Source organism: Nocardioides koreensis (assembly GCF_039531775.1).
Taxonomy (GTDB): Bacteria; Actinomycetota; Actinomycetes; order Propionibacteriales; family Nocardioidaceae; genus Nocardioides; species Nocardioides koreensis.
Genome location: NZ_BAAAQR010000004.1, coordinates 283,362 through 304,876, shown reverse-complemented (window position 1 = coordinate 304,876; position 21,515 = coordinate 283,362). Strand labels below are relative to the sequence as shown.

At 73.4% G+C, this 21,515-nt stretch carries 22 protein-coding genes; 2 read left to right on the top strand and 20 right to left on the bottom strand.

Annotated features, from left to right (window positions below; genetic code table 11):
* Positions 1–68 precede the first annotated feature (68 nt).
* Positions 69–959, top strand: a complete 891-nt coding sequence (locus ABD268_RS09530; RefSeq protein ID WP_344150570.1) for a sialidase family protein — start codon at positions 69–71, stop codon at positions 957–959.
* On the opposite strand, the gene rpe is transcribed toward ABD268_RS09530, so the two are convergent.
* Genes rpe through ligD form a run of 3 tightly spaced genes read right to left on the bottom strand, consistent with a single transcriptional unit; the run spans position 949 to position 2,753 of the window.
* Positions 949–1,614 carry a ribulose-phosphate 3-epimerase gene (rpe, locus tag ABD268_RS09525; RefSeq protein ID WP_344150567.1) on the bottom strand — a complete coding sequence of 222 codons (666 nt, stop codon included), beginning with the start codon at positions 1,612–1,614 and terminating at the stop codon, positions 949–951. The genes ABD268_RS09530 and rpe overlap by 11 nt on opposite strands.
* A 22-nt stretch (positions 1,615–1,636) precedes the next feature.
* A complete protein-coding gene (locus tag ABD268_RS09520; protein WP_344150564.1) occupies positions 1,637–1,783 on the bottom strand; it encodes a hypothetical protein in 147 nt (48 codons plus the stop codon).
* A complete protein-coding gene (gene ligD, locus ABD268_RS09515) occupies positions 1,776–2,753 on the bottom strand; it encodes a non-homologous end-joining DNA ligase (RefSeq protein ID WP_344150561.1) in 978 nt (325 codons plus the stop codon). Before ligD ends, ABD268_RS09520 begins: the two co-directional genes overlap by 8 nt.
* Before the next feature lie 29 nt (positions 2,754–2,782).
* Between ligD and ABD268_RS09510 the strand changes: the two genes are divergently transcribed.
* Positions 2,783–3,508 carry an AAA family ATPase gene (locus ABD268_RS09510; RefSeq protein WP_344150558.1) on the top strand — a complete coding sequence of 242 codons (726 nt, stop codon included), beginning with the start codon at positions 2,783–2,785 and terminating at the stop codon, positions 3,506–3,508.
* Positions 3,509–3,513: 5 nt separating this feature from the next.
* Here ABD268_RS09510 and ABD268_RS09505 read toward each other — a convergent pair whose 3' ends face one another.
* The 17 genes from ABD268_RS09505 to carA all read right to left on the bottom strand — a co-directional run bounded on the left by ABD268_RS09505 (position 3,514) and on the right by carA (position 21,499).
* A complete protein-coding gene (locus ABD268_RS09505; RefSeq protein WP_344150555.1) occupies positions 3,514–4,968 on the bottom strand; it encodes an RsmB/NOP family class I SAM-dependent RNA methyltransferase in 1,455 nt (484 codons plus the stop codon).
* Entirely contained in the window at positions 4,961–5,362 is a 402-nt protein-coding gene (locus tag ABD268_RS09500) for an MmcQ/YjbR family DNA-binding protein (protein ID WP_344150552.1), read from the bottom strand. The genes ABD268_RS09505 and ABD268_RS09500 overlap by 8 nt, the downstream gene beginning before the upstream one ends.
* 32 nt (positions 5,363–5,394) lie before the next feature.
* Positions 5,395–6,321: a methionyl-tRNA formyltransferase gene (fmt, locus tag ABD268_RS09495; protein WP_344150549.1), complete on the bottom strand. Its 927-nt coding sequence runs from the start codon at positions 6,319–6,321 to the stop codon at positions 5,395–5,397.
* A 6-nt stretch (positions 6,322–6,327) separates the two neighbouring features.
* Positions 6,328–6,873: a peptide deformylase gene (def, locus tag ABD268_RS09490; protein ID WP_344150546.1), complete on the bottom strand. Its 546-nt coding sequence runs from the start codon at positions 6,871–6,873 to the stop codon at positions 6,328–6,330.
* 48 nt (positions 6,874–6,921) lie between these two features.
* The gene (locus tag ABD268_RS09485) at positions 6,922–8,964 is read right to left on the bottom strand and encodes a primosomal protein N' (protein ID WP_344150543.1); all 2,043 of its coding nucleotides are present in this window, start codon (positions 8,962–8,964) and stop codon (positions 6,922–6,924) included.
* A 58-nt stretch (positions 8,965–9,022) separates the two neighbouring features.
* On the bottom strand, positions 9,023–10,213 hold the full coding sequence (metK, locus tag ABD268_RS09480) for a methionine adenosyltransferase (RefSeq protein WP_344150540.1): 1,191 nt from the start codon (positions 10,211–10,213) through the stop codon (positions 9,023–9,025).
* Positions 10,214–10,286: 73 nt separating this feature from the next.
* Positions 10,287–11,540, bottom strand: a complete 1,254-nt coding sequence (gene coaBC, locus ABD268_RS09475) for a bifunctional phosphopantothenoylcysteine decarboxylase/phosphopantothenate--cysteine ligase CoaBC (protein ID WP_344150538.1) — start codon at positions 11,538–11,540, stop codon at positions 10,287–10,289.
* A gap of 24 nt (positions 11,541–11,564) precedes the next feature.
* Positions 11,565–11,897: a DNA-directed RNA polymerase subunit omega gene (rpoZ, locus tag ABD268_RS09470; RefSeq protein WP_344150535.1), complete on the bottom strand. Its 333-nt coding sequence runs from the start codon at positions 11,895–11,897 to the stop codon at positions 11,565–11,567.
* Between the two features lie 35 nt (positions 11,898–11,932).
* Positions 11,933–12,535, bottom strand: coding sequence for a guanylate kinase (gene gmk, locus ABD268_RS09465; RefSeq protein ID WP_344150532.1), 603 nt, complete (start codon positions 12,533–12,535; stop codon positions 11,933–11,935).
* Complete coding sequence (mihF, locus tag ABD268_RS09460) at positions 12,528–12,848, bottom strand: integration host factor, actinobacterial type (RefSeq protein ID WP_344150529.1); 321 nt, start codon at positions 12,846–12,848, stop codon at positions 12,528–12,530. The genes gmk and mihF overlap by 8 nt, the downstream gene beginning before the upstream one ends.
* Before the next feature lie 132 nt (positions 12,849–12,980).
* Positions 12,981–13,430 carry a hypothetical protein gene (locus tag ABD268_RS09455; protein ID WP_344150526.1) on the bottom strand — a complete coding sequence of 150 codons (450 nt, stop codon included), beginning with the start codon at positions 13,428–13,430 and terminating at the stop codon, positions 12,981–12,983.
* On the bottom strand, positions 13,427–14,248 hold the full coding sequence (pyrF, locus tag ABD268_RS09450; RefSeq protein ID WP_344150523.1) for an orotidine-5'-phosphate decarboxylase: 822 nt from the start codon (positions 14,246–14,248) through the stop codon (positions 13,427–13,429). Before pyrF ends, ABD268_RS09455 begins: the two co-directional genes overlap by 4 nt.
* An 11-nt stretch (positions 14,249–14,259) precedes the next feature.
* Complete coding sequence (locus ABD268_RS09445; protein WP_344150520.1) at positions 14,260–15,108, bottom strand: tRNA-dihydrouridine synthase; 849 nt, start codon at positions 15,106–15,108, stop codon at positions 14,260–14,262.
* On the bottom strand, positions 15,105–15,947 hold the full coding sequence (locus ABD268_RS09440; protein ID WP_344150517.1) for an iron-sulfur cluster-binding protein: 843 nt from the start codon (positions 15,945–15,947) through the stop codon (positions 15,105–15,107). Before ABD268_RS09440 ends, ABD268_RS09445 begins: the two co-directional genes overlap by 4 nt.
* Complete coding sequence (locus tag ABD268_RS09435; protein WP_344150514.1) at positions 15,944–16,990, bottom strand: quinone-dependent dihydroorotate dehydrogenase; 1,047 nt, start codon at positions 16,988–16,990, stop codon at positions 15,944–15,946. Before ABD268_RS09435 ends, ABD268_RS09440 begins: the two co-directional genes overlap by 4 nt.
* Complete coding sequence (gene carB / locus ABD268_RS09430; protein WP_344150511.1) at positions 16,987–20,319, bottom strand: carbamoyl-phosphate synthase large subunit; 3,333 nt, start codon at positions 20,317–20,319, stop codon at positions 16,987–16,989. Before carB ends, ABD268_RS09435 begins: the two co-directional genes overlap by 4 nt.
* Before the next feature lies 1 nt (position 20,320).
* Positions 20,321–21,499, bottom strand: a complete 1,179-nt coding sequence (carA, locus tag ABD268_RS09425) for a glutamine-hydrolyzing carbamoyl-phosphate synthase small subunit (protein ID WP_344150508.1) — start codon at positions 21,497–21,499, stop codon at positions 20,321–20,323.
* Positions 21,500–21,515: the final 16 nt, after the last annotated feature.

Sequence of the window (21,515 nt, the reverse complement as noted above, 5' to 3'; positions counted from 1 at the left end):
AGGTGTCGCACACGAAGGACCCGTGCGGCCCGGGGCAACTCAACGGGCCCGGCGCGCGTCACACCGGCGTGACCCTGCTGCCGCGCGCCGTCCTCGTCCTGCTCACCGTGGCCGTCGTCGCCCCCGGCTGCTCGAGGGCCGGCACCGCCGCGACCGATCCGGGCGACACCCGGGTGACGCTCTCTCCGTCAACCGCCCGGCCGGGGACGGCGCCGCCCCGCACCCCTGAGCAGGTGGTCGAGGATCCGGAGTCCTCCCTGCTGGGCGTCGCGGTCGCTCGGACCCCGGCGGGACTCCGGGTGACGACCGGCTGGGCCTGTGTCCACCCCCACTGCCGCCACGACCGCGCAATCGCCGTGACCGACGACGGCTTCGTCACCGCGCGCTACGTGCGGTGGGACCGTCGTCATGGGGAACGCCTGCTGCCGGGCCCGGGGCAGGAGTCGACCTACCCCGCCCGGGCGACCGGCCTGACCGGGCTGCTGCCGTGGCCTGCGGCTTCGCTGGACCCCGGCGTGGTCGGGGTCATCGGCGGGGGTGACGGCGCCACGCTCTTCCCCTTCATGCGGACCGCGCGGTCGACCGACGGCGGGAGCACCTTCACCACGGTCGACGTCCCGGCGTCGCAGGGCGCGCGTGCCTTCGGCAGCGGCTTCGTCGTGCTGGCCGACGGCCGGCTGCTCGCCCTGCTCGACCACTGGAGCGACGACCGTGCCGGCCGTCCGAGCGACCGGTGGCACGGCCTGTACGCCAGCGCCGGCCGCGACTGGTCGGCGTACACCCCGGTGCGCCCGGACTTCACTCCGGAGCCGGGCCCTGCGCCGCGGGGCTTCTCCCCGCTGGTGTCCCTGGAGGCCGACCCGGCCCGGGGCGGCGTCATCTGGACCCGGACCTGGGACGGCCGGCTCTACGTGTCGACCGACGGCGCCCGCACGTTCGAGGAGACGGCTACGCGGTGACGGCCGCCTCCGCCTTGGCCCGCAGCTCGGCGACCATGGCGTCGGGGTCGTCGGCGGAGTAGACGGCCGAGCCGGCCACGAAGACGTCGGCACCGGCCTCGGCGCAGCGCTCGATGGTCTCCAGCGACACTCCTCCATCGACCTGGAGCCAGGTCTCGACGCCGTGCTTGTCCATCAGCGCGCGCGCCCGACGGATCTTGGGCAGGCAGAGGTCGAGGAACTTCTGGCCACCGAAGCCGGGCTCGACCGTCATCACCAGCAGCATGTCGAGCTCGGGCAGCAGGTCCTCGTAGGGCTCGATCGGGGTGGCCGGCTTGAGCGCCATGCTGGCCCGCGCGCCGTGGGACCGGAGCTCCCGGGCCAGCCGGACGGGCGCCTGGGCCGCCTCGACGTGGAAGGTCACCGACCCGCAGCCGGCCTCGACGTACGCCAGCGCGTTGTGGTCGGGGTCCTCGATCATCAGGTGCGCGTCGAGCGGCGTCTGCGTGGACCGGGCCAGGGCCTCGACCATGGTCGGGCCGAAGGTGAGGTTCGGGACGAAGTGGTTGTCCATGACGTCCACGTGCACCCAGTCGGCGCTGCCGATCCGGGCGACCTCTTCCCCGAGGTTCGCGAAGTCGGCGTTCAGGATGCTCGGCGTGATCTGGATTCCCACGCGTGGAGTGTAGTGACGGCCCTCAGTCCTGCTCGGAGGCGGGGACCCGCCAGTCCAGCGCCCCGCCGAGGAAGGTGTGGACGTACCCACAGACCAAGCACAGGAGCCTGCGTCCGGCGACGTGCACCTCGGTCAGCTGCTCCTCGGGAATCGCGAACTCGTCAGGCACTGTCGTCCCCCTCGGGTTCCGCGGGCGGGGCGGCGCCCTCCCCCTCGTCGCGCTCGGCCCACTCCAGCAGCGGGGCGATGTCGAAGACGTGGTCGTCGATGTCGGCGTGCAGGTCGCCGAGATCGGCGAACCGCTCGGGCACCGTGAAGATCGTGAAGTCGCGCGGATCGGCTGCGTCCACCTCGTCCCAGCGGATCGGCGTGGAGACGCGGGCGTCGGGTAGGCCGCGCACGGAGTACGCCGCGGCGATGGTGTGGTCCCGCGCGTTCTGGTTGTAGTCGACGAACAGGTGGTGCGGGTCGCGGTCCTTCTTCCACCAGGTCGTCGTCACGTCGTCGGGAGCCCGCCGCTCGACCTCCCGTGCGAACGCCAGCGCAGCCCGTCGTACGTCCTTGAAGCCGTGGTCCGGGGCGATCCGGACGTAGACGTGCATGCCCTTGCTGCCGCTGGTCTTCGGGAAGCCGGTGGCACCGAGCTCCTCGAGGACCTCGTGCGCGACGTGGGCGACCCGACGCACGGTGGCGTACTCGCACAGCGGCCCGGGGTCGAGGTCGATGCGCCACTCGTCGGGCCTCTCGGTGTCGCCCCGCCGGCTGTTCCAGGGGTGGAACTCCACCGTGGACATCTGCACGGCCCAGATCACGCTCGCCGGCTCGGTGACGCAGAGCTCGTCGGCGGTGCGGTTCCAGCGCGGGAAGTGCAGCTGCACGGTCTCGACCCACGGCGGGGCACCCGCGGGCAGCCGCTTCTGGTGGACCTTGTCCCCGGCCAGCCCCTTGGGGAAGCGGTGCAGCATGCAGGGCCGCTCGTAGAGCGCGTTGACGATGCCGGGCCCGACCGCGAGGTAGTACTCGACCAGGTCGAGCTTGGTGGCGCCGCTCTCGGGGAAGTAGACCCGGTCGGGGTTGCTGACCCGGACCACCCGGTCGTCCACCTCGATCTCGACGGAGGGCGACTTGGCGGCGGGCATGGCAGCACCGTACGACGTAGCGTGCGGGCATGAGGTTCGACCAGCCGCCGGTCGTGCGGATCTCCCTCGACCCGGACGCGCCGATCGGGCGCCGCACCTGGCCGATGACCATCCCTGCCGTCGCCGAGCTGGCCCGGGACGGGCTCGACCTCGCTCCCGGGGTCACGTTCCTGGTCGGCGAGAACGGCTCCGGGAAGTCGACGCTGGTCGAGGCGGTCGCGATGGCCTACGGGATGGCCGCGGAGGGCGGGTCGACGGGAAGCCAGCACAGCACCCGCGCGTCCGAGTCACCCCTGGGCAACGCCCTGCGGCTCCAGCGCGGCATCGGGGCCGCGCGCTGGGGCTTCTTCCTGCGCGCGGAGACGATGCACGGGTTCTACACCTATCTGGAGGACCACCCGAGCGAGCACGACCCCCGGTTCCACGCGATGAGCCACGGCGAGTCGTTCCTGGCGGTCCTGGAGCGGCGCTTCGACTCCCCCGGCTTCTACTGCCTCGACGAGCCCGAGGCGGCGCTGTCGTTCTCCTCGACGCTCGGGCTCGTCGCGGTGCTGCACGGGGTTGCAACCAGCGGTGGCCAGGTCCTGTGCGCCACGCACTCTCCCGTGCTGGCGGCGATGCCCGGCGCCACGATCCTCGAGGTCGGCGACTGGGGGCTGCGTCGTACGACGTGGGAGGAGCTGGAGCTGGTGCAGCACTGGCGGGCCTACCTGGACGCCCCGGGTCGCTACCTCCGGCACGTCATCGACGACTGAGCCGATCAGGACCTGCGGAACAGCGCCATGAACATGGCGTCGGTGCCGTGCCGGTGCGGCCACAGCTGCACGGTGCCGGGCGTGGGGCCGGCGCAGTTGGGCACGCCGGGCAGCAGCGTCGTGGCGTCCTCGAGGGTCGCCTCGGGGTGGGTCTGCAGCACGGAGGTGACCACCCCCTCGGTCTCGGCGAGGACCGGCGAGCAGGTGGCGTAGAGCACCACGCCCCCGGGCCGCACCAGCTCGAGCGCCGAGCCGACCAGCGCCCGCTGGAGCAGGACCAGCGCGAGCAGGTCGTCGGCCTTGCGGCGCCAGCGGGCCTCCGGGCGGCGGCGCAGCGCGCCCAGCCCGGTGCACGGGGCGTCGACCAGGATCCGGTCGAAGCTCCCGGACCGCCACGGCGGGGCGGTGCCGTCGGCCGCGACGACGCCGAGCACGCCGTCGGCACCCTCGAGCGCGCGGGTGACCAGCCGGGCACGGTGCGGCTGCCGCTCCCCGGCCACCAGCCGGGCACCCCGGCGGCCGGCCAGGGCCGCCAGCAGCGCCGCCTTGCCACCGGGACCCGCGCACAGGTCGAGCCAGGTCCGGTCCTCGCCCTCGACGGGAGCGGCGGCCAGCGCCATCGCGACCAGTTGCGAGCCCTCGTCCTGGACGCCGGCGCGGCCCTCGGCGACAGCGGGAACCGCGCCCGGGTCGCCGCCCTCGAGCACCACGCCGTACGGCGACCAGGGTGTCGGCTCGCCGGGCAGCTCCTCGCGGGTCGCCCGCCCGGGGCGGGCCACGAGCGTGACGCGAGGCGGCTCGTTGTCGGCCGCGAGCAGGTCGTGGAGCTCGTTCCAGCCCACGGCGTTGCGCAGCTCCTCGACGACCCACTGCGGGTGGCTGTAGGCGATCGACGCGAACCGGACCGGTGCGACCCGCGGGTCGGGCGCGACCCGGCCGATCCACTCGGCCAGCTCCTGCTCCGCCACCCGGCGCAGCACGGCGTTCGCGAACCCGGCCGCACCCGAGCTCACCTTGGCGCGCACCAGGTCGACCGTGGTGCTGATCGCGGCGTGGGTCGGGACCCGCATCGAGAGCAGCTGGTGGGTGCCGAGGCGCAGCGCGTCGAGCACCTTGGCCTCGACCTTGCTCAGCGGCCGGTCGACGCAGGCCGCGAGGATCGCGTCGTAGGTGCCGCGGCGGCGGATCGTCCCCGAGGCCAGCTCGGTGACAAAGGCCGCGTCGCGGCCCGTGAGCCCGTGGTGGCGCAGGACCGCGGGCAGCACGAGGTTGGTGTACGCCTGGTCGACGCGCACCGCCTTGAGCACGTCCAGCGCGGCCAGGCGGGCGGGGTCGACGCTCCCGCGCGCCCCCGAGCGCTGCTCGCCGGAGCGCTGCTGGCCCGAGCGCTGCTGGCCGGAGCGCTGCTGGCCGGAGCGCTGCTGGTCGGGCTGCTGGGTGCCGGTGCGTGGCTCAGCCATCGAGGTACGTCCTGGCCAGCGACCTGGGCGCCTTCGCTGCCCAGGCGTCGGTGATGATCTCGGCCAGCTCGTCGCGCTCGATCTCGTCGAGGCGGGACTGCTGGACCAGGACCGCGTTGAAGCCGCGGAAGTGGTCGATGGTGAAGAACGGGAGGCGCTCGTCCTGGACCAGGGACTCCTTCTCGACCGCCGACGGCGTCATGATGACCAGCAGGTCGTCGTACATCTCCCCGGTCGCGGGGTCGACCGCGGTCCGGTGCGGGGCCCGGAACAGCAGGAACCCCTTGCCGCGGACCTTGTACGTCGGCCGGTCGCCCCAGGACGTCCCGAGCTCGACCTCCGGGAGCGACATGCAGATCTCGTCGATGTCGTCGGTGCGGGCCCGGCGGGTCATGACCCCGACGGTATCGGGAGCCAGGGCGGCATTCATGCGAAACGGGCCCCTGTCTCGAGGCGTACGCCACGCGCCCAGTCGGCGGCGCCCATCTGCTTCTTCCCGAAGGCCTTGACCTCGCCGAGGCGGACCGGGACGGTGCCGGTGCCGACGTAGACGGCGTTCTTGGTGACGTCGAGGACGCCCGGGGCCAACCCGTCGCGGTCCGGGCACACGGTGACCGGGCCGATCTTGATGCGTTCGCCCTCGTGGGTCGACCAGGCACCCGGGCCCGGCGTGCAGGCCCGGATCCGGCGGTCGACGCCGACGGCGGGCTCGTCCCAGACGACACGGGCGTCGTCGACGGTGATCTTGGGGGCGAGGCTGACGCCCTCGGCCTGCTGCGGCCGTGCTTCCAGCGACCCGTCCTCGATGCCGTCGACGGTCGCCACCAACAGCCCGGCTCCGCCCTCCGCCAGCCGGGCGAGCAGGTCGCCGGCGGTGTCGGCGGGACGGATCCGCTCGGTCATCACCCCGAACGTCGGGCCCGCGTCGAGCTCCTTGACGATCCGGAACGTGGTCGCCCCGGTGACCTCGTCGCCGGCCCACAGCGCGTGCTGCACGGGGGCGGCGCCGCGCCAGGCGGGGAGCGCCGAGAAGTGCAGGTTGACCCAGCCGTGCACCGGGATGTCCAGGGCGGACTGCGGGAGCAGTGCGCCGTACGCCACCACGGCGCAGCAGTCCGGACGCAGGTCGCGCAGCGCCGCCTGGAAGTCGGGGTCGCGCGGGTGCCCGGGCTTGAGGACCGGCAGCCCTAGCTCCTCGGCGCGCTGCGCGACCGGGCTCGCGACCAGCTTGCGGCCGCGGCCGGCGGGCGCGTCGGGCCGGGTGATGACGGCGACGAGCTCGTGGTGGGACCCGGCGAGAGCGTCGAGCGAGGGGACGGCCACCTCGGGGGTGCCGGCGAAGACGAGGCGCATGGGCGTCTAGAACCCCAGCCCGCGGGTGGCGTGCGGCGAGACCTTGACGGTGGGCTTCTCGAGGCCGAACCAGTGCGACTCCCGGATCGCCTTCATCGCCGCCTTGCGTGCCTCCGCGTCGAGCCGGTCGACGAACAGCACGCCGTCGAGGTGGTCGGTCTCGTGCTGGATCGCCCGGGCCAGGTAGTCCGAGCCGCTGATCGTGACCGGCTCGCCGTACATGTCGAAGCCGTGCGCGACCACCGAGAGCGCCCGACGGCAGTCGATCGTGAGGCCCGGGATGGACAGGCAGCCCTCGGGCCCGTCCTGGATCTCCTGGGAGAGCTCGAGCCGGGGGTTCACCAGGTGGCCCACCTCGCCGTCGACGTTCCAGGTGAACGCCCGCAGCCCGACGCCGATCTGGGGCGCGGCCAGGCCGGCCCCGGGCGCCTCGAGCATCGTGTCGGTCAGGTCCGCGACGAGCTTGCGCAGCTCCTTGTCGAAGTCGACGACCTCGATCGCGGGCTTGCGCAGGACGGGATCACCGAACAGACGGATCGGCTGGATGGCCACAAGACTCCTTGGCTGGGGGGATGCGGGGACAGTCTAGGAGAGGGGCTCCTACAGGGTCGGCGGGTCCACCTGGATGCGCACGGCCGCGAGCTTGCGGCTCGACCGCATCCGCTGCAGGTCGCCGAGGGCGTGCGACAACGCGCTCCCCTGGGCCCGCGGGACCCGGATGACGACCCGGCTCTCCTCCTCGTCCACGTCCACCGGCCCGAGCACCTCGGCGGCCGGTGGCGCGGTGAGCAGGGTCAGCGCGTCGTCGACGGCGCCCGGCTCGCCGGTCACGGTGGCGATCCGGCTGGCCGGCGGCAGGTGGGCCTCCTGGCGCTCCTGCATCTCGCGGGACGCGAACCCGGCCGGGTCCCAGCGGACGAGCGCCTGCAGCGCGGGATGGGCCGGGTCACCGACGACCACGACCGTGCCCCCGGAGCGCACCAGCCCGGCCGCGTTGCTCCACCGCCGCAGCGCCTCCTCCTCGGTGCGCAGGTCGGTGCGGCCGAGCAGCAGCCAGGTGTCGAGCAGGACGACGGTGGCGTACCCGCCCGCCGCGACCGGCTCGGCACCCGGGGTGGCCACGACGACGGCCGGGCTGTCGTCGACGCCGGCGAGCACGCGGTCACCGCTGGACGTGCGGACCCGGACAGCCGGGAACGAGCGGCCCAGCTCCTCGGCGGTGCGGGCGTCGCCCAGGACCGGGGCACGCAGGCCGCGGTGCCCGCACTCCGGGCAGGACCAGCGCTCCGCCTCGGTCCCGCACCAGCGGCAGGCCGGCGGCGACGTCGCTCCGGTGAGCGCCAGCGGCCCGGCGCAGGAGGCACACCGCGCGGGGGTGCGGCAACGCTCGCACGCCAGCGAGGCGACGTACCCGGTCCGGGGTGTCTGCACCAGGACCGGCCCCCGCTGGAGCCCGGTCCTGATCGCGTCGTGGACCTGGCGCGGGATGCGGGCACCGCGCGCGAGCGGGTCGCGGTCGAGGTCGCGGTCGGCGGCGCCGGCGACGCTCACGGTGACGCGCTCGCGGACGACCGCGCGCGGCGGGGCGAGCTCGCGGGCCCAGCCGGTGCGGAGGAGGTACTCCGCCTCGACGGTGCGGGCGAACCCACCGAGCAGCGCCGCCGCGCCCTCGCGCTCGGCGCGCAGCAGCAGGGTCTCCCGGGTGTGGGGGTACGGCGCGCGTGGCTCGGCGTGCAGGTCGTCGCCGTCGTCCCACACGGCGACGAGCCCGAGGTCGCGCACCGGCGCGAAGCTCGCCGCGCGGGTCCCGACGACGATGCGCCGGGCACCCCGGCTGACGGCGAGGAAGTCACGGTAGCGGCGGGCCGGGCCGGCGTCCGCGGTGAGCAGCACGTGGTGCCCCTCCCCCAGCACCGCGGTCAGCGCCTCGTCGACGCGGGCGGCGTCCTTGCCGTCGGGCACGCAGATCAGCGTGCCGCGGCCGCCGGCGTAGGTCGCGGCGGCGGCGTGCGCGAGCGCGGTCGGCCAGTCGGTGGCCGGCGCGGCCGACCACACCGCCCGCGGGGAGCCGCCCTCGGCGAGGTGGTGCTGGAACGCGGCGGCCGGCTCGTGCCCGGCCCAGGCGGCCGCGGCGGCGTCGCGGTCCCACGGCCGCGGCGGCGGGGCCGGCGGCGACGGCTCCTTCTCGGTGGTGGCGTGCCGGGCCGGGACGGCCAGGCGCAGCACGTCGGAGCGGGTGCCGGCGTACCGCTCGGCGAGGTCCGCGGTGAGGCCGGCCACCTCGGGGCTGAGCACCGGCTCGGGGCTGACCACGCGCCGCAGCGGCATCAGCCGACCGGAGTGGTCGGAGGTGGCGGCGCGCGCCACGACGTACCCGTCGACGTCCTGGCCGGCGAAGCGCACCTTGACCCGGACGCCGGGGCGCGCGGCCCCGGCCATCGCCTCCGGGACGGCGTAGTCGAACGGCCGGTCGAGGTGGGCCAGCGGCACGTCGACGAGCACGCGGGCCACCGGGTCGACCTCGGTGATCGCCTGTGCGGCGGCCTTGCGGGCCCGGGTCGCCCGAGCCTTGGCCTGGGACTGCTTGACGGTGGCCCTGACCATCCCGGGCAGCAGCTCGGGCTGCTCGTCGGGCTCGGTCATGGGCGCAGTTCTACCAGCGGGCGCCGACGGGTCGGTCAGCCCGGTGGCCGCCTCGAGCTCAGCGGCCGGTGGCGGCCCGGAGGTCGTCGGCGCGGTCGGTGCGCTCCCACGTGAAGTCGGGCAGCTCGCGACCGAAGTGGCCGTAGGCGGCGGTCCGCGCGTAGATCGGGCGCTTCAGGTCCAGGTCGCGGATGATCGCGGCCGGGCGCAGGTCGAAGACGTCGAGGACGGCGCGCTGGATCTGCTCGTCGGGGACCGTGCCGGTGCCGTAGGTCTCGATGAAGACACCCACCGGCTGGGCCTTGCCGATCGCGTAGGCGACCTGGGCCTCGCACCGCGCGGCCAGGCCGGCGGCGACGACGTTCTTGGCGACCCAGCGCATGGCGTACGCCGCGGAGCGGTCGACCTTCGACGGGTCCTTGCCCGAGAAGGCGCCGCCGCCGTGGCGCGCCATCCCGCCGTAGGTGTCGACGATGATCTTGCGACCGGTCAGGCCGGCGTCGCCCATCGGCCCGCCCACGACGAAGCGTCCGGTCGGGTTGACCAGCAGCCGGTAGCCCTCGGAGGGGATCTCGAAGGTCTCGAGCACCGGGTCGATGACGTGCTTCTTCACGTCGTCCTCGAGGGTGCCGAGCTCGATCTCCTCGGCGTGCTGGGTGGAGAGGACGACGGTGTCGACGCGAACCGGGCGGTTGTCGGCGTCGTACTCGATGGTGACCTGGGTCTTGCCGTCGGGGCGGAGGTACTCGAGCGTCTTGTCCTTGCGCACGTCCGAGAGGCGCTCGGAGAGGCGCTGCGCGATCACGATCGGCAGCGGCATGAGGACCTCGGTGTCGTCGCAGGCGTAGCCGAACATCAGGCCCTGGTCGCCGGCACCCTGCTTGTCCATCGCATCCACCGAGCCGGTGCGGCTCTCGTGGCCGGTGTCGACGCCCTGGGCGATGTCGCCGGACTGGCCGCCGATCGCCACCATGACGCCGCAGGAGTGGCCGTCGAAGCCCTTCAGCGAGGAGTCGTAGCCGATCTCGAGGATCCGCTCGCGGACCACCTTCTTGATGTCGACGTAGCCGGTGGTGTCCACCTCGCCGGCCACCACGACCAGCCCGGTGGTGAGCAGCGTCTCGACCGCCACCCGGCTGTGCGGGTCCTGCTCCAGCATGGCGTCCAGGACGGAGTCGCTGATCTGGTCGGCGATCTTGTCCGGGTGACCCTCGGTCACCGACTCCGACGTGAAGAGACGTCCAGCCACTGTGCTACCCACTCCCGTTCGATGGCGATGATCCTCAACGATATCGACCGTCCCGAAATGCGGAACGGTTGTCTCAGTCTGGCAGCCGACCGGCCACTTCGTCCCAGATACGGTGCGCGAGGGCCGTCTTCGACCCGTACGGTACGTCGACCGCGGCACCGTCGGCGCCCAGGATCACCGCCTCGTTGTCGGGACTGCCGAAGACCGCTCCCCCGCTGACGTCGTTGACGACCAGCAGGTCGCAGCCCTTGCGCGCGAGCTTCGCGCGGCCGAGCTCGAGGACCGATCCGGTCGCGTCCCCGGTCTCCGCCGCGAAGCCGACGATCACCGCGCCGGGTCGCGCCCGGTCGGTGCTGATCTCGTGGAGGATGTCGGGGTTCTGCGCCAGCTCGATCGCGGGCGCCGACCCGTCGGCCGCCTTCTTGATCTTGGCGTCACTGACCTCGGTGGGCCGGAAGTCGGCCGGCGCGGCCGCCATCACCACGGCGTCTGCCGCGACGGCCGCGGCCACGACCTCCTGGCGGAGCTGCGCGGTGGTCTCGACCCGGACCACCTTCACCCCGGCCGGGTCCGGGAGCGTGACGTTGGCGCTGACCAGGGTGACCTCGGCTCCGCGGGCGGCCGCGGCCCGGGCGAGGGCGTAGCCCTGCAGCCCCGAGGAGCGGTTGCCGAGGAAGCGCACCGGGTCGAGGTACTCGCGGGTGCCACCGGCGGAGACGACGACCCGGCGACCGGCGAGGTCCGGGGCGGCGGTGCCGCGGGCGAGCACGCCGGTGCAGAGCTCGAAGATCTCGGCCGGCTCGGGGAGCCGGCCCTTGCCGGTGTCCTTGCCGGTCAGCCGGCCCTCGGCGGGCTCGATCACCACGCAGCCGCGAGCCCGCAGGGTGGCGACGTTGTGCCGGGTCGCGGCGTGCTCCCACATCTCGGTGTGCATCGCCGGGGCGAGGACGACCGGGCAGCGCGCGGTCAGCAGGGTGTTGGTGAGCAGGTCGTCGGCCAGCCCGTGCGCCGCCTTGGCCATCAGGTCGGCGGTCGCCGGGGCCACCACGACCAGGTCGGCGCTCTGCCCGATGCGTACGTGCGGCACCTCGTGGACGTCGCTCCACACCTCGGTCGAGACCGGCTTGCCGGAGAGGGCGGCCCAGGTCGGCGCGCCGACGAACTCGAGCGCCGCCGCGGTGGGCACGACGGTGACGTCGTGGCCGGACTCGGTGAACCGGCGCAGCAGCTCGCAGGCCTTGTAGGCGGCGATCCCGCCGGAGACACCGAGGACGACACGAGGCCGTCCCCCGGCACGGGAGACGGCCACGTCGTCGATGCTGGTCATGCGGCCCAGCCTGTCAGAGCTGGGTCACTCGGCGGCGGGGAACGACGACTCGAGGGCAGCGGCCTTGGCGGCGGCCTCCTCGGCGGCGAGCTCGGCGGGGTCGACGTCCTCGCAGGTCAGCAGGTCCTCGTTGATCTCGCGCAGGGCGATCGAGAGCGGCTTCTCCTGGACGTGCGTGTCGACGAGCGGCCCGACGTACTCCAGCAGGCCCTCGCCGAGCTGGGAGTAGTAGGCGTTGATCTGGCGGGCGCGCTTCGCGCTGTAGAGGACCAGCTTGTACTTGCTGTCCGTCTTGGTGAGCAGGTCGTCGATCGAGGGGTTGGTGACGCCCTCGGCGGCGATGTTGGGAGCAGACACGCGTGCAGCCTCGCTGGGTCAGATAGGGGGCAAAGTCAGAACTGGTCGGGAGCGAGCGGAGGACGCTCCTCTCCCACCGTCATCAAGGTTACCAACTGCTCGGCTGCAGCGTGAACTTCGTGGTTGACGATGGTCACGTCGAACTCGGGCTCGGCGGCCAGCTCCTCGCGGGCGGTCTCCAGACGGCGCTCGCGCTCCTCCTCGGTCTCGGTCCCGCGCCCGACGAGGCGGCGTACCAGCTCCTCCCAGGACGGCGGGGCCAGGAAGACGAACAGCGCGTCCGGCATCGTCTCGCGCACCTGCCGGGCGCCCTGGAGGTCGATCTCGAGCATCGCCGGGCGGCCGGAGGCCAGCGCCAGGTCCACCGGCTGCCGTGGGGTGCCGTAGCGGGCCGCCTTGTGCACGACCGCCCACTCGAGCAGGTCCTCCTCGGCGATCATCCGGTCGAACTCCTCGTCGGAGACGAACCAGTAGTGGACGCCGTTGATCTCCCCGGGCCGCGGCTTGCGGGTGGTGGCGGAGACGCTGATCCACACCTCGGGGTGCGACTCGCGCACCGCCGCCGCGACGGTGCCCTTGCCGACGGCGGTGGGACCCGCGAGCACGACGAGCCGGGAGCGGCGCTCCGGTTCAGTCACGCGCGGCGAACTCGCGCTCGAGCGCGGCCACCTGCTTGGTGCCGAGGCCGCGGACCCGGCGGCTCTCGGCGATGCCGAGCCGATCCATGACCTGCCGGGCGCGCACCTTGCCCAGCCCGGGCATCGACTGGAGCAGCTCGACGACCCGCATCTTGCCGATCACCTCGTTGTCCTGGCCCTCGCGCAGGACGTCGACGATGGAGGCGCCGGAGTTCTTGAGGCGGTTCTTCACCTCGGCCCGTTCCCGGCGGGAGGCGGCGGCCTTGTCGAGGGCCGCCTGGCGCTGTTCGGGGGTGAGCGGGGGCAGAGCCACGTGCGTCAGGTCCTTCGGTCGCGGTGGGGGCCGTCGGGACTGGCCCGGGCAGGGATCGGTGCTGGCTCAATCTAGTCAGAACCCTGCGGCCACAGCAATTAACTGGCGTGGCGCCCCGCGGCCCGCCGCGTCTCAGAGAGTGAGCGGCGTGTGGCAGACGTCGAGGACCTCCTGCTGCAGCCCCTCGAACGCCGCCAGCGTGGGGCCGCTGCCGAGCTCTCGGGCGGCGGCGTCGATGCGGGCCCGGTCCTCCCGGCCGAGGTCCTCGGGCGGATGGTCGCGGTCGTACGTCGCGGGGTCGACGCCGGCGTCGGCGAGGGCCCCGTCGAGGGTCTCGATCCTGCTCACCAGCTGCTGCCACTCGTCGCTGACGTCGCTGGGCGACTTGTCCCGGAGGTCCTTGAAGATGTCGAGGGCCCGGATCAGCGAGTCCTCGTCGCCGTCGCCGGTGATGGTGGTCAGCTCCTCCTGGTGGTCCTTGACCGCCGCGCAGTAGCTGTCCTGGCCGTCGCCGCACCCGGCCGCCAGCGGCAGCAGCGCGAGCACCAGCACGGCCGCGCCGGCCCTCGTCCGCCTGGTCACCTCGCGAGCCCCGCGAGCTCGTCGTTGACCCGGCGGGCGGCCTCCCCGAGGGCGCGGGGGTCCGGGCCGGCACGGAGCAGCTCGCGGCTGGAGCTGGGCAGCACCGCGCCCGAGGCCGCTCCGAAGATCCGCTTCAGGTCCGCGACGGTGCCGCCCTGGGCGCCATACCCGGGGGCGAGCAGCGGTCCGTTGATGTCCAGGTCCTCGCCGGTGTCCCCGATGGTGGCGCCGACGACGGCACCGAAGGAGCCCAGTGGCGCGGCCCCCTCGTTGAGGGCCCGGAGGTGGTCGAGCATCCGGCCGGCGACGGTCCCGTCGTCGACGCGGGCGTGCTGCACCTCGGGGCCCTCCTTGTTGGAGGTCAGGGCGAGCACGAACACGCCCGCGTCGTGGCGCCGGGCGGTCTCGATCATCGGGTCGAGCGAGCCGAAGCCCAGGTACGGGCTGGCGGTGATCGCGTCCACCGCGAGTGGCGAGGACGCGTCGAGGTAGGCGTCGGCGTAGGCCTGCGAGGTCGAGCCGATGTCCCCGCGCTTGACGTCGAGCAGCACCAGGGCGCCGGCGGCCCGCGACTCGGCCACCACCCGCTCCAGCACCGCGATGCCGCGGCTCCCGAACCGCTCGTAGAACGCGGACTGCGGCTTGACGACCGAGACGTGCGGCGCCAGCCCCTCGACCGCGGTCAGCGCGAACCGCTCAAGGCCGGCCACGTCGTCGGCCAGCCCCCAGTCGCGCAGCAGCGCGGCGTGGGGGTCGATCCCGGCGCACAGCGGGCCACGGTCCGCGATCGCGGCGTGGAGTCGGGTCCCGAAGGTCATCTGGGTGCCTCTCAGTCGATCGTGGGCTCGGGGACGACGTCGTGCAGGTCGGCGACGATCCGCGCGGCCGCGGTGGGGTCGTGCAGCAGCGCGGTGCCGAGCTGTACGGCGACCGCGCCGGCGGCGAGGAAGCTGCGCGCGTCGTCGGCCGAGGTGATCCCGCCGGCCCCGACGACCTGGGCGCCGGGCAGCTCGGCGCAGACCTCGGCCACGCAGCGCAGCGCGACGGGCAGGATCGCGGGTCCGCTGAGACCGGCCTGCCGCCCGTCCGGCATCGCCGCGGGCAGCGCGTTCCCGACCACGACCGCGTCCGCACCGGCGTCCAGGACGGTGCGGGCGCTCTCGACGACGCGGACCACGTCGGTGCGGAGCTTGGCCAGCACCGGGACGCCGCGGGGCAGGTCGCGGTGGACGGCGGCCACGACGCTGGCGGCGTGGAAGGGCTCCCGCACGTCGAACACGCCGGTGGTCGGCGCGTCCGGCGAGGAGAGGTTGACCTCGATCGCCGAGACTCCCGGCGAACGGCCCAGCCGCCGTGCCAGCTCGGCGTACTCCCCCAGCGAGCTCCCGGCGATCGAGACGACGACCCGGGTGCCCTGCTGCGCCAGCCACGGCAGCTCGGTGGCGAGGAACGGCTCGAGGCCGGGGTTCTGCAGGCCCACCGCGTGCACCAGCCCGGACGGGGTCTCCGCGATCCGCGGGAGCGGCCCGCCCGGGCGGGGGTTGAGCGTGATCGACCGGGTGACGAATCCGCCCAGGTCGGCGAGCGGGCCGTACGCCGCGAGCTCGCGGCCGGTGCCGCCGCAGCCGGAGGCCACGAGCACCGGAGCGGCGAGGGTGAGGCCGGCGAGCTCGGTCATCGCACCTGCCCCAGGTCAGCCCCGAGGTCGGCCCAGCGCACCCGGTCGCCGCGCAGCACCGGGCCGTCGTGGCAGGCGCGGACGGTCCGGGACACCCCGTCCTCGCCCACGACCGGGACCACGCAGCCCTGGCACAGGCCGGTGGCGCAGGTCAGCGGGCGTTCGAGGGCGGTCTGGCTCCAGGCGCCGTGGGCCTCCGCGGCGGCCGCGACCGCGTGCAGCGTCGGCACCGGGCCGGCCGCGTAGACCACCTCGGCGCCCGCGCGGGCGAGCACCTCGTCGACGGCGTCGGCGACCGTGCCCTTCCGGCCGACCGACCCGTCCGCGGTCACGACGGTGACCGCGCGGGCGGACCGGCGGGCCTCGAGCGCGGACAGCAGGTGGGCCTCGTCGGAGCCGGCGACGAGCAGGGTCACGGGGCAGTCGCGCTCCCGCAGCCGCTCGGCGAGCGGGAACAGCGGCGCGGCGGCGTACCCGTCCCCGACGAGGAGGCAGCTGACCGGTTCCTTGGGCAGGGCGAAGGGACGGCCGAGCGGCCCCGTGACCTCGAGCCTCGCTCCCGGCGCGAGCCGCGTCAGCCAGGTGGCGCCGGGTCCGGTGGCCTCGACGACCAGCTCGAGCGCGGCGCCGTACCCGCCGACCGGCTTGACCCGGTGGATCCAGAAGGACCGCCGGGCCAGCCGGGACTCGCCCACCGAGATGGCCACGAAGTTGCCCGGCCGGAAGCCGTCCGCGACGCCCGGCGCCACCAGTGTCAGGTGGTGGTAGGCACCGACCTTCTTCGTCGCCAGCAGCTCGCCGGTGACGTGGACGGGACCGCGCCGCGGGGTCTGGGTCACCCGGACACCCCGGCGACGATCCGTCGCGGCCAGAGCGGGCCCTCGTAGATGAACGCGGTGTAGCCCTGCAGCAGGGTGGCACCGGCCGCCAGCCGGGCCCGGGCGTCCTCGACCGTGGTGATGCCGCCGACGCCGATGAGGGTGAGGTCGTCGCCGACGCGGCCGCGGAGCAGCCGCATCACCTCGAGGGCGCGCTCGGTGAGCGGCTGTCCGCTCAGTCCGCCGGCGCCGATCTCCTCGACCTTCGCGCCGGGGGTGCGCAGGCCCTCGCGGGAGATGGTGGTGTTGGTGGCGATGATGCCGTCGAGCCCGATCGCGCCGGCCAGGTCGGCGACGGCCAGCACGTCGTCGTCGCTGAGGTCGGGGGCGATCTTGACCAGCAGCGGGACCCGTTGCTCGGTGACCGCGTCGGCCGTACGGCGTACGTGCTCGAGGAGGGGTCGGAGCCGCTCCACCGCCTGCAGGTTGCGCAGGCCCGGCGTGTTGGGCGAGCTGACGTTCACCACCAGGTAGTCGGCGTACGGCGAGAGCAGCCGCGCGCTCTTCTCGTAGTCGGCCAGCACCGCCGCCTCGTCGTCCTCGGGCACCACCTTCGTCTTGCCGATGTTGACCCCGAGCACTGGCCGCGTTCGCTGGTCGAGCCTGTCGAGACCACGGACCCGCTCGGCGAGCCGGCGGGCGACCACCTCGGCGCCGTCGTTGTTGAAGCCCATCCGGTTGACGACGGCCCGGTCCTCGGGCAGCCGGAACAGCCGCGGCCTCGGGTTGCCGGGCTGGGCCTCGCCGGTGACCGTGCCGATCTCGACGTGACCGAACCCGAGCGCAGCGAGCGCGTCGATGCCGACCGCGTTCTTGTCGAAGCCCGCGGCCAGGCCCAGGACGTTGGGGAAGGCCAGCCCCATCGCCGTGACCGGCGAGGAAGCGACGGGTCGACGCCGGGTCAGCGGTTCGGCGGCCCGGATCGCCCGGAACGCGGTGTGGTGGGCGCGCTCGGGGTCGGTGCGGGTGAGGACGTGGTCGAACAGCAGGCGGTAGGGCTTCACCGGCGGTTCCCGCGCAGCGCCCAGTCCTGCAGGCTGCGCACCCCGATCTCGCCCCGGGAGAGCGCCTCGATGCCCTGCACGGCGGCCCCGAGCCCCTGCACCGTCGTGATGCACGGGATGTTGGCCATGATCGCGGCCGTGCGGATCTCGTAGCCGTCCACGCGCGCCGAGCCGCCGCCGGTGGAGCCGTGCGGGGTGTTGATGACCAGGTCGATCTCCCCGTCGAGGATCAGCTGCACGGTCGTCTTCTCGCCGTCGGGGCCGGTGCCCTCGAAGTGCTTGCGCACGACCCGGGCACGGACCCCGTTCCGGCGCAGCACCTCGGCGGTGCCCTGGGTCGCGAGGATCTCGAAGCCGTGGTCGGAGAGCACCTTGATCGGGAAGATCATGTGCCGCTTGTCCCGGTTGGCCATGCTCACGAACACCCGGGCGCCCCCCTCCTTCGTGGCCAGGGGCAGCGAGCCGAACGCCGCGGTCTGCGCCTTGGCGAAGGCCCTGCCGAAGTCGGCGTCGAGACCCATGACCTCACCGGTCGACTTCATCTCCGGGCCGAGCACGGTGTCGACCTGGGCGCCGTCGGGGGTCCGGAACCGGTTGAACGGCATCACGGCCTCCTTGACCGCGATCGGCTGGTCCCCCGGCAGGGTGCCGCCGTCGCCCTCGGCCGGCAGCATTCCGGCCTTGCGCAGCGACGCGACGGACTCCCCCAGCATCACCCGGGCCGCGGCCTTGGCCAGCGGCGTCGCGGTCGCCTTGGACACGAACGGCACGGTGCGGCTGGCGCGGGGGTTCGCCTCGAGCACGTAGAGCACGTCGGAGCCCAGGGCGTACTGGATGTTCAGCAGCCCGCGCACCCCGACCCCACGCGCGATCGCCTCGGTGGCCTCGCGGATCCGCTGGATCTCGGCGGCGCCGAGCGTGATCGGCGGCAGCGCGCAGGAGGAGTCCCCGGAGTGGATGCCGGCCTCCTCGATGTGCTCCATCACGCCGCCGAGGAAGAGCTCCTCGCCGTCGAAGAGCGCGTCGACGTCGATCTCCACCGCGTCGTCGATGAACCGGTCGACCAGCACCGGGTGCTCCGGGCTGATCTCGGTGGCGCGCTCGATGTAGCCCTCGAGGGCGGAGTCGTCGTAGACGATCTCCATGCCGCGGCCACCCAGCACGTACGACGGCCGCACCAGCACCGGGTAGCCGATCTCGGCGGCGATCCGCTGCGCGTCGGCGAAGCTGGTCGCCATCCCGTGCTTGGGCGCCGGGAGCCCGGCCTCGGCCAGCACCCGGCCGAAGGCGCCACGCTCCTCGGCGAGGTGGATCGCGTCGGGCGAGGTGCCGACGATCGGCACCCCGGCCTCCTGGAGCCCCTTCGCCAGGCCCAGCGGCGTCTGGCCGCCCAGCTGGCAGATGACGCCGGCGATCGGGCCGGCCTGCCGCTCCGCGTGGACGATCTCGAGCACGTCCTCCAGCGTCAGCGGCTCGAAGTAGAGCCGGTCGGAGGTGTCGTAGTCGGTCGAGACGGTCTCCGGGTTGCAGTTCACCATGATCGTCTCGTAGCCCGCCTCGGCCAGCGCCAGGCTGGCGTGCACGCACGAGTAGTCGAACTCGATGCCCTGGCCGATCCGGTTGGGCCCGGAGCCGAGGATGATCACGGCCTCGCGCTCGCGCGGCTGCACCTCGGACTCCTCGTCGTACGACGAGTAGTGGTACGGCGTGGCCGCGGCGAACTCGGCGGCACAGGTGTCCACGGTCTTGTAGACGGGCCGGATGCCGAGCGCGTGCCGGACCCCGCGCACGACGTCCGCGCGCATGTCGCGGATCTTGCCGATCTGCGCGTCGGAGAACCCGTGCCGCTTGGCCGTGCGCAGCACCTCCGTGGTGAGCTCCGGCGAGACCGCGATCTCGCCGGCGATCTCGTTGATCAGCAGCAGCTGGTCGACGAACCACGGGTCGATCGCGGTGGCGTCGAAGATCTCCTCCGGTGTCGCGCCGGCGCGCAGCGCGTCCATCACCTTCTTCAGCCGGCCGTCGTGCGGTGTGCGGATCTCCTCCAGCAGGGCGGCCTTGTCCAGGTCGACCCACTCGTGGGTCCAGTCGAAGACGGCGTCCTTGCTCTCGAGCGAGCGCAGCGCCTTCTGCAGCGCCTCGGTGAAGTTGCGGCCGATCGCCATCGCCTCGCCGACCGACTTCATGTGCGTGGTCAGCGTCGGGTCGGCGCCGGGGAACTTCTCGAACGCGAAGCGCGGCACCTTCACGACCACGTAGTCGAGCGTGGGCTCGAAGGCCGCGGGCGTGCTCTGCCCGTCCTCCCGGGTGGTGATGTCGTTCGGGATCTCGTCGAGCGTGTAGCCGATCGCCACCTTGGCGGCGATCTTGGCGATCGGGAAGCCGGTGGCCTTCGAGGCGAGCGCGGACGAGCGGGACACGCGGGGGTTCATCTCGATGACGATCACCCGCCCGTCGGCGGGGTTCACGGCGTACTGGATGTTGCAGCCGCCGGTGTCGACGCCGACCTCGCGGATGATCCCGATCGCCAGGTCGCGCAGGTGCTGGTACTCGCGGTCGGTGAGCGTCATCGCCGGCGCGACCGTGATCGAGTCACCGGTGTGCACGCCCATCGGGTCGAGGTTCTCGATCGAGCAGATGATGACGACGTTGTCCGCCTTGTCGCGCATCACCTCCAGCTCGTACTCCTTCCAGCCGATGATCGACTCCTCGATGAGGACCTCGGTGGTCGGGCTGGCGGCCAGGCCGGCGCCGGCGATCCGGGCCAGGTCGGACTCGTCGTAGGCGATGCCCGAGCCGGTGCCGCCCATGGTGAACGACGGCCGCACCACGACCGGGTAGCCGAGCTCGCCGACGGCCTTCTCGCAGTCGTCCAGCGAGTGGCAGACGAAGCTGCGGGCCACCTCGCCGCCCACCTTCTCGACGATCGCGTTGAAGAGCTCACGGTTCTCGCCGCGGTGGATCGCCTCGAAGCTGGCGCCGATCATCTCCACGCCGTACTTGTCCAGCACGCCGTTCTCGTGGAGGGCGATCGCCGCGTTGAGCGCGGTCTGGCCACCGAGGGTCGGCAGCAGCGCGTCGGGGCGCTCCTTGGCGATCACCTTCTCGACGTACTCCGGCGTGATCGGCTCGACGTACGTCGCGTCGGCGAACTCCGGGTCGGTCATGATCGTGGCCGGGTTGGAGTTCACCAGGATGACCCGGACCCCCTCGGCCTTGAGCACCCGGCAGGCCTGGGTGCCGGAGTAGTCGAACTCGCAGGCCTGGCCGATGATGATGGGCCCGGAGCCGATCACCATCACGGACCGGATGTCGTCACGCTTCGGCACCTCAGGCCTCCTTCGTCATCAGGTCGGCGAACCGGTCGAAGAGGTACGCCGCGTCGTGCGGGCCGGCGGCGGCCTCCGGGTGGTACTGGACCGAGAAGCTCTTCAGCCGGCCCCGGTCGTCGCGGAGCTCGAGGCCCTCCACCACGTCGTCGTTGAGGCAGACGTGGCTCACCGTGGCCACGCCGTACGGCGTCGGGACCGGGTCGCCGAGCGGGACCCCGTCGGGCCACCGGACCGCGAACCCGTGGTTGTGCGCGGTCACCTCGACCTTGCCGGTGGTGCGGTCCATGACGGGCTGGTTGATGCCGCGGTGGCCGTACTTCAGCTTGTAGGTGCCGAGGCCGAGCGCGCGCCCGAAGAGCTGGTTGCCGAAGCAGATCCCGAAGTAGGGCAGCCCGCGCTCGAGCGCCCCCTGGAGCAGCGCGATCTGGTGGGTCGTGGCCGCCGGGTCGCCGGGCCCGTTGGAGAAGAACAACCCGTCCGGCTCCACGGCCAGCACGTCCTCGAGGCTCGAGGTGGCCGGCAGCACGTGCACCTCGATCCCCCGCTCGGCCATCATCGCCGGGGTCATCCCCTTGATGCCGAGGTCGAGGGCCGCCACCGTGAAGCGGCGCTCGCCGACGGCCGGGACGACGTACGCCTCGGACGTCGACACCTCACCCGCCAGCTCGGCACCGGCCATCTGCGCCGACTCGCGGACCCGCTGCAGGAGCGCGGCCGGGTCGGCCTCGGCCGAGGAGATCCCGACCCGCATCGCGCCGGCCTCACGCAGGTGCCGGGTCAGCGCCCGGGTGTCGATGCCGGAGATGCCGACGACCCCCTGCTCGCGCAGCTCGTCGTCGAGCGACCGGCGGGAGCGCCAGCTCGACGGGACCCGCGCGGGGTCACGCACGACGTAGCCGGACACCCAGATCCGGCGGGACTCGGGGTCCTCGTCGTTGATCCCGGTGTTGCCGATGTGCGGAGCCGTCATGACGACGACCTGACGGTGGTACGACGGGTCGGTCAGCGTCTCCTGGTAGCCGGTCATGCCGGTGTTGAAGACGGCCTCGCCGAAGGTCTCACCCCGGGCGCCGTAGGCCTCGCCGCGGAAGGTCCGGCCGTCCTCGAGGACCAGGATCGCGGACGATCGGGACGATCCGGTCGGGGGAACCGGGTGAGCGGGGGCATGCAGTGGCACGCCGTACCTCCTTCTC